Source organism: Streptomyces bobili (genome assembly GCF_002154575.1).
Lineage (GTDB): Bacteria > Actinomycetota > Actinomycetes > Streptomycetales > Streptomycetaceae > Streptomyces > Streptomyces bobili.
This window is the reverse complement of record NZ_MUBA01000124.1, coordinates 22,432-29,149: the sequence shown is the minus strand read 5'-3', so window position 1 is coordinate 29,149 and position 6,718 is coordinate 22,432. Positions and strand designations below refer to the sequence as shown.

Sequence of the window (6,718 nt, the reverse complement as noted above, 5' to 3'; positions counted from 1 at the left end):
CCCGCTGGAGGCGGCGCTCGCGCACGGCGTGGTCGGCGTCGACATGAACGCCGACCACCTCGCCGCCTGGCGCCTCGACGCCCACGGCAACCCCACCGGCGCCCCGCGCCGCTTCTCCTACGACCTCAGAGGCACCGCCGAGCACCGCGACGCCCAGGTCCGCCACGCCCTCACCCGCCTCCTGCACTGGGCCCGAGCTTGCGGTGTGAAGGCGATCGCGGTGGAGGACCTGGACTTCGCCGCGGAGAAGACCCGCGAGAAGCACGGCCGCAAAAAGCGGTTCCGCCAACTGATCTCCGGCATGCCCACCGCCAAGCTCCGCGCCCGGCTGGCCTCGATGGCCGACCAGAGGGGTGTCGCGGTCATCGCGGTGGACCCGGCCTACACCAGCCGGTGGGGCGCCCAGCACTGGCAGAAACCCCTCACCGGCACGACCCGTCAGACCACTCGCCACGACGCGGCTGCCGTGGCGATCGGAAGGCGCGCCCAGGGACACCCGATCCGGCGACGGACGGCACCGCCCCCACACGACCGGAGAGATCGTGCGGGGCATCGGACCGTCCAGGCCGGACCAGGCGTCCTTGGGCGTGAGGGAACCCGCCCCCGCATCCCCGGACCACGGACACGATCCGTCGGCGCCGGACGCGGAGCGAACGCGGGCAACCAGAACGCCCAACACCGTCCGGGGCGTTCGGCCGAGCAGGAGACCTGGCAACAGGACTCACTCCCGCTCAGCCTTTAGGAACGGTACGTGCAGGCGTTGTCAGCGGTGGCTCAGGACATTGATCACTCGGCCGTTGGGGTCGCGGACGAAGAACCGCCGTACGCCCCACTCCTCGTCCCGCAACGGGTGCACGATCTCCGCGCCGCTGTCCCGCATGACCGCGTACGCCGCGTCCACGTCATCCACCTCGACGCTCATGTCCGGCGTGACCGGAGCGGTCCTGTCGCTGGCCATGAAGCTGACCTGAGCCGCCGGAGTGGACGGCGAGGCAAGCGTGACGATCCAGCCGAGATCCATGACCTCGTCGAATCCCAGCAGGCCGTAGAACTCCCGGCTTTCCGGCATCGCGTCCGACTGGACGACGGGCATGACACGGCGAACGGTCATCGACGGCTCCACGTGGGTGATGGCGTGTCTCCTCGGCTCACCAGCAGTCTCCTACCTCGGATCCGCTTCCGCACGCAGGTCGGTCAGACGGTCCGTGTGACCGTCACTGCCCATCGGCGACGGGCACCAGATCGTGGATCATGAAGTGGAGTTGCACGTCGTCCGTCGACTCGGCCCATAGCCCCTCGGCGTCGAGCACGGAAGCCGCGACCAGTCGCGCCTCGGCCACCAGTTCGGGCTGGTAGCCGAAGCCCGGCCAAGGCAGAACGGGAAAGCCGTTCTCCTCACCGAACCGCCGCACCCGTTCGATGTCGCCCAGGACGGCCTGCGGCAGCGACTCGTTCGCCCAGGACCACAGCCAGGTCTGCTGGGCGAGGCTGACGCTGCCGATCATCGTGAGTCGGCCGCTGAGGAACACCTTCGCGTCACGCCACCACGTGATCCGCGCGTCGTCCATCGACCACTCGTACCGGACGTCCCCCGACAGGCCGAAGCGCTCGACCATGAGGGCCTGTCGCGAGCGGGCACGCTCTCGGGCGGCGTCCACGACCGCCTCCCAGCCCGGATGGTCATGGTTCGAGCGGTCGTTCATCGTGTCTCCTCACCCACCACTGTCGGCAAGATCCTCTCACCCGTCGCCGCGAGCGGCGGAAGACGTCGCGGCAAGCGTTCGAGTGGGGCCCTTCCGACAACTCCCTCGGGTCGTCGCCCGGCCCAGCCGGACTAGTGTGTCGTGTCGTGACAGTGTTGATCGTCGGTGGATCCGGATTCCTGGGTGCCGAGTTGGTCCGGCAAGCGGCGGTGGCCGGGCACCCGACCGCGGCGACCTACGCGACCAGGCGGCCCCAGAGCATTCCAGGGGTCCAGTGGCACGCCCTCGACCTACGGGATCCCGCACGTGTCGAAGCGGTCATGGCCGAGGTCCGCCCTCGTGTCGTCATCAACGCGTCGAGCGGCATGGCGGACTGGGCGGTCACGGCAGAGGGCCCTGTCCGGCTGGCGATGACTGCGGCGAAGTCCGGCAGCCGGCTGGTCCATGTCTCCAGCGACGCCGTGTTCTCCGGCACCCGCGTCCACTACGACGAGTCCTGCCTGCCCGATCCCATCACCCCGTACGGGGCGGCGAAGGCCGCCGCGGAGACGGGGATCCTTCTCGTGCAGCCGGACGCCGTGGTCGCCCGTACCTCGCTGATCATCGGCGACGGCCGGTCCGTCCACGAACGTACGGTGCACGAACTCGCCACCGGGGCTCGCGCCGGCGCCCTGTTCACCGACGACGTCCGTTGCCCGGTACACGTGACCGACCTGGCCACGGCTCTGATCGAGCTCGCGTCGGGAGAGTCGAACGGCATCCACCATCTCGGTGGAAGCGATGCCCTGAGCCGCCACGAACTCGGCATCCTCATAGCCAGGCGCGACGGACTCGACGGCTCCCGGCTGCCCGCCGGCCTGCGGGCGGACAGCACCCTCCCCGGACCCCTGGACGTACGTCTCGACAGCCGCGCGACCCAGCGGCGGCTGCGCACGACGCTGCGCGGCGGCCACCAGTTCCTCATGCCGACGGCTTGAAGGGGCGGCGGTGCGGTGGTCCTTTGGGGGTCGCCCGCGTCCGGGTCCGGGGTCTGGTCCGGTCCGACGTCAAGAAGAGCACCCGCAGTTGGACCTCCTCCTTGGTGACGCGGATCGCTCAGTGGCGTGATCCCACCCGTATGCTCTCGCGGTGGAGACCTGGACGGAGCAACCTGAGAAGACCGACGTCGAAGCGGTCGTTCGCCGCTATTTCATTCTGCTCCGAGCCGGGCGGATTCCTGAGGCCGAACAGCTCGTCGATCACACATCGGTCCGGCATGTGCTCAAGGCGCTCTGGACCGGCTCGGTCGGAGCCGGCGCCGATGCGGACGAGGCGAGTCGCGGCCCGGCGCCTGCCACCGAGTGGGAGCGGAACCTGTCCTGGCTCCGCGAGCTGGATCTCGCAAGCTTTCACTGGGGTCACGCCGGGAGCCACTTCTACGTCGAGATCACCTACCGCGCGCGGATCATCGAGGTGTCGTTGGGCTTCTGGGTCAAGCCGACCGACGCCGGCTGGGTCGTCTCGGGACCGTCCACACTCTGGTAGGACGAAGGCGCGGGGCCGCGACGTGATCCGGGTCTCGGTTGGAGTGCTGATCGCCGTCGCGGTCGTAGCCCCGCCGGATGAGCCGCTTCGAGGGCCCGCCAACGCACGAATCGTCACATGGGAGCGCCAACGCATGAGTACGTCACCATCGCCGTCCGGTGCGGAGCGGGCCGACGGAGCATCCGTCCGGATCGGCGCGCTGGTTCCGCTGACCCGGCCCGGCTGGGTCGAGGCCGGCCGTCACCTGCTCGCCGGGCTCGAATCGGCCGTTCACGACGTCAATGACGCCGGCGGGATCGGCGGACGGCCGCTGGAGCTGGTGGTCCGGGACACCGCGGCTGATCCGCGGAGGGCCGCGGCGGCCGTGGATGAGCTGGCCGGCCTGGGCGTGGCCGCCTTGGCCGGGGAGTATCACAGTGTCGTGGCTCGTGCCGCTGCCGCCAGGGCCGATGCCGTCGGTCTGCCGTTCCTCTGCTCGTCAGCGGTTCTCGACGCGCTCACCGAACAGCCGACGGATTGGGTGGCTCGCCTCGCCCCGGCGCAGTCCCACGGCTGGCAGATCTACGCGGACTTCCTCCTCGGAGCGGGCCACAGCCGCATCGCCGTAGCAGTCGAGCCGAGCGTCTACTGGGCTTCCGGGACCCGCATTCTGCGGGACCACCTCGTTCCACGGGGCGGCAGTGTCATCGAACTCGACATGCGCGCGCTCACTCCCACGGCCATCTGTGACGAACTCGTCGACGCCGGTGCGACAGCACTTCTCCTTCTGGTCGGCCACCCGGAGCCGGCCGTGTCGATCGTCAGGTCCGTCCGCCGGGACCGGCGCCTCGCCGGCATCCTGATCGGTGCTCCGGCCGGACAGCCGGAGTGTGCCGAGTGGGCGGCACTGGGCGACGAGGGTGCCGCGATCCCCTTCCTGCGGTACCTGCCCGATCGCCTCGGCCCTCTCGGTGCACGGGTGGAGACGGTCCTCCGCGAGCGGTTGGCCGAGGCGCCTTCCTTTGTCGCCTTCGAGGGCTACGACACGGTCCTCGTTCTCGCCGATGTGCTGCGCTCCCATGGTGTGGACCGGACGCGCACCGCCGAATCCTGGCCACAGGTAACCGTCGAAGGCACCCGCGGGCAGATCCGGTTCTCCCGCACGCCGGGCATCAGCGTCTGGCAGTGGGCTTGGGCGCCGGTCCAGGTCGTCGACCGAGATCCGGCCGCACCCGATCGGTTCCGGATCCTCCACACCGGCTGAACGAGCCACCCACCGGGACCCCCTGGCGGCGGCTCGGCCGGTGTGGTCGGGGTGGTCGGTCTCACGTCCCAGGGTTGACGGGTCAGTCTGCGGTTGACTCTGCCCGTCGGCGCAGGGTTTACCTCAAGGAGCGGCTAACGACCGGAAGTTGACGGCGACTCCGGCCTTCCGCCGGACGCCGTCGGCACTCTCGCTCTCCTAGTCTCGATGTCGCCGGACGATGTGTCGGCGCACCAGCCCGACGAGGACGGTCACGACGCGTCGCCGTCGGGACTCGCCTTGTCGTGGAAGACCGAAAGCCGAGAGTCAAGGCCGGCACAGCCGGCCACGGGGGAACACCATGAAGAGTGCTGTCTGCAACAACCGTGAGACGTCAGCACGGCCCAGGAGCTGGAAGTCCTGTGCCGTCGGGACCGCCGCTGTCGCCGCGATGCTCGCGTCCACGGCGTGCGAGCCGGGTGAGACCGAGGGCGCGGGCTCCACCGCCTCGGACTGGCCGAGCGCGACGACCACAACGAGCACAACAAGCACGACCGGTTCGGCCGAGCCGGGTGCGGCGGGTTCGGCCGTGGTCACCGACGGGCGATTCGACTCCGGGGACCCGCGGTCATCGTGCGTCAGCCCCGCCGCGGCCTCGGCAGGCTGCGGCGGGGCTGACGGACGATCGGCGTGAGGCGCTCGGTCAGACGCGGTAGAGGTGGATGGTGACCGACCCGTCGTCGCCGGTGATGGTGTACTCACCGGGACCCTCGAACGGCACGCAACCGGCGGCGAGGACGTCGTCGACGTTGATGCCGGTGTCGTCCTCGTCCACGAAGGCGCACACCTCGATGACGGGGTGGTCGACGAACCGCGTCTCGTAGAGACTCGCGTCCGGATAGCGCGGAAGGGTGGGGGTGTTGATGCCGACGTCCGGGTGCTCCCACAGTGCGGTCTGCTGGTCCCAGGGCGCTTGCAGGTAGATCCGGCCGTAGGGCTCGGGCAGGTTGTTGTCGTCACGCTCCTGGGGGTTGGAGAAGTCGATCGAGTACAGGACGGGTCCAGGTGCCGCCTGCGCGGAGGTCGCCGCCCCGCCGAGCAGTAACAGAACTGCCGAGGCAACGGCCGTCAGTCGGCTCACAGACTGGAAACGCATTCCACTCCCCTTTCACCGCGTGTAGTCATTTGACTACACAGAGGGAGCGTAGGCAGAGGAGGACGCCGCTGACCGGGGCCGATGACTAAACCACTCAGCAGACTGACGTGGGGGCTCACCCCGCGTCACCGGGCGCGCCATCCGGCGCACCCGGTCACCTCGCGGAGTCCAGCCGTTCGCGCTGCTCGGCGTCCAGCTTCAGGGTCACTCCGGCGAGCGCCTCGTCCAGTTGCCGGGGCGAGCTGACGCCGACGATCGGTGTGGCGGCGGGGTTGCCTCCGGTCAGCCAGGCGAGCACCACCCGGTTGCGGTTGGTGCCGGTCTCGGCGGCGATCGCGTCCAGTGCCTCGAGTCGGCGGGCGGTGCCGGGATGGTCGTACTCCGTCGGCAGCGGCTTGTCGGCGCGGGTGTAGCCACCGCTGAGCAGCGGCGTGTACGCCCACAGTTCCATGTCCGGATGGTGTTCCAGGTAGTGGAGCACCTCGTCGGTGACCGCACCGAAGCGGTGCACCACGCTGGGCCCGGTTCCCGGCCGCGGTCGCAGGTAGGTGTGGTGCTGCTGCACGGCGGTGAAGCCGGCGCTGCCGTGTGCCCGCGCCAGCTGCCGGGCCCGATCCACCTGCCAGGCGGGGTAGTTGGAGCATCCGAGCCGGCCGACCGTCCCGGCGGACATCAGTTCGCCGAAGGCGGCGACGGTCTCCTCCAGCGGTGTGGCCGGATCCGGCTTGTGAGCCCAGTACAACTCGACGTGGTCCGTGCCGAGTCGGCGGAGACTGGCCTCGATCCCCTTTTTCACCACTTCGGCCGACAGGCCCTCGGCCGACTCCGGGAATCGTCCGGACACGGTCGGCTCGCAGCCGACCTTGGTGCTGATCCTGATCCGGTCGCGGACGCCCGGCCGGCTTGCCAGCCAGCGTCCGAGCAAGCTCTCGCTCTGCCCGCCGAAGCCTGTGGGATCGGCCCAGAACGCATAGCAGTTGGCGGTGTCGATCCAGACGCCTCCCGCGTCCACGAAGCGGTCCAGAAGCTCGAACGACCGTCGTTCGTCCAGAACCGTCCCGAACAGCATGGCCCCGAGGGCCAGTTTCTCCGTCATGTCCCTCACGCTATGCG

General features: G+C 69.7%; 9 protein-coding genes. 4 read left to right on the top strand and 5 right to left on the bottom strand.

Annotation, left to right across the window (positions count from 1 at the left end):
• A partial coding sequence (locus BZL64_RS11425) for an IS200/IS605 family accessory protein TnpB-related protein (protein ID WP_143663084.1) occupies nt 1-742 on the top strand: 742 nt, incomplete at its 5' end.
• A 21-nt stretch (nt 743-763) separates the two neighbouring features.
• Here BZL64_RS11425 and BZL64_RS11420 read toward each other — a convergent pair.
• Together BZL64_RS11420 and BZL64_RS11415 are read right to left on the bottom strand one after the other, a co-directional pair.
• Nucleotides 764-1,111 (bottom strand): VOC family protein, encoded by a 348-nt coding sequence (locus tag BZL64_RS11420; RefSeq protein ID WP_086768690.1) that lies wholly within the window; start codon nt 1,109-1,111, stop codon nt 764-766.
• Between the two features lie 103 nt (nt 1,112-1,214).
• Complete coding sequence (locus BZL64_RS11415) at nt 1,215-1,703, bottom strand: DUF6882 domain-containing protein (protein ID WP_086768679.1); 489 nt, start codon at nt 1,701-1,703, stop codon at nt 1,215-1,217.
• A gap of 146 nt (nt 1,704-1,849) precedes the next feature.
• On the opposite strand from BZL64_RS11415, the gene BZL64_RS11410 reads away from it, so the two are divergent.
• From BZL64_RS11410 to BZL64_RS11400, 3 genes are all read left to right on the top strand, one after another.
• On the top strand, nt 1,850-2,680 hold the full coding sequence (locus BZL64_RS11410; protein ID WP_086768677.1) for an SDR family oxidoreductase: 831 nt from the start codon (nt 1,850-1,852) through the stop codon (nt 2,678-2,680).
• A 151-nt stretch (nt 2,681-2,831) separates the two neighbouring features.
• The gene (locus BZL64_RS11405) at nt 2,832-3,227 is read left to right on the top strand and encodes a hypothetical protein (RefSeq protein ID WP_086768675.1); all 396 of its coding nucleotides are present in this window, start codon (nt 2,832-2,834) and stop codon (nt 3,225-3,227) included.
• Between the two features lie 133 nt (nt 3,228-3,360).
• Nucleotides 3,361-4,470 carry an ABC transporter substrate-binding protein gene (locus BZL64_RS11400; protein WP_086768673.1) on the top strand — a complete coding sequence of 370 codons (1,110 nt, stop codon included), beginning with the start codon at nt 3,361-3,363 and terminating at the stop codon, nt 4,468-4,470.
• 306 nt (nt 4,471-4,776) lie between these two features.
• Here BZL64_RS11400 and BZL64_RS11395 read toward each other — a convergent pair whose 3' ends face one another.
• The 3 genes from BZL64_RS11395 to BZL64_RS11385 form a co-directional block, all read right to left on the bottom strand.
• Nucleotides 4,777-5,046 (bottom strand): hypothetical protein, encoded by a 270-nt coding sequence (locus tag BZL64_RS11395; RefSeq protein WP_143663083.1) that lies wholly within the window; start codon nt 5,044-5,046, stop codon nt 4,777-4,779.
• A 106-nt stretch (nt 5,047-5,152) separates the two neighbouring features.
• Nucleotides 5,153-5,605: a hypothetical protein gene (locus BZL64_RS11390; protein ID WP_086768669.1), complete on the bottom strand. Its 453-nt coding sequence runs from the start codon at nt 5,603-5,605 to the stop codon at nt 5,153-5,155.
• A 154-nt stretch (nt 5,606-5,759) separates the two neighbouring features.
• Nucleotides 5,760-6,701 carry an aldo/keto reductase gene (locus BZL64_RS11385; protein WP_086768668.1) on the bottom strand — a complete coding sequence of 314 codons (942 nt, stop codon included), beginning with the start codon at nt 6,699-6,701 and terminating at the stop codon, nt 5,760-5,762.
• Between the last annotated feature and the right edge of the window lie 17 nt (nt 6,702-6,718).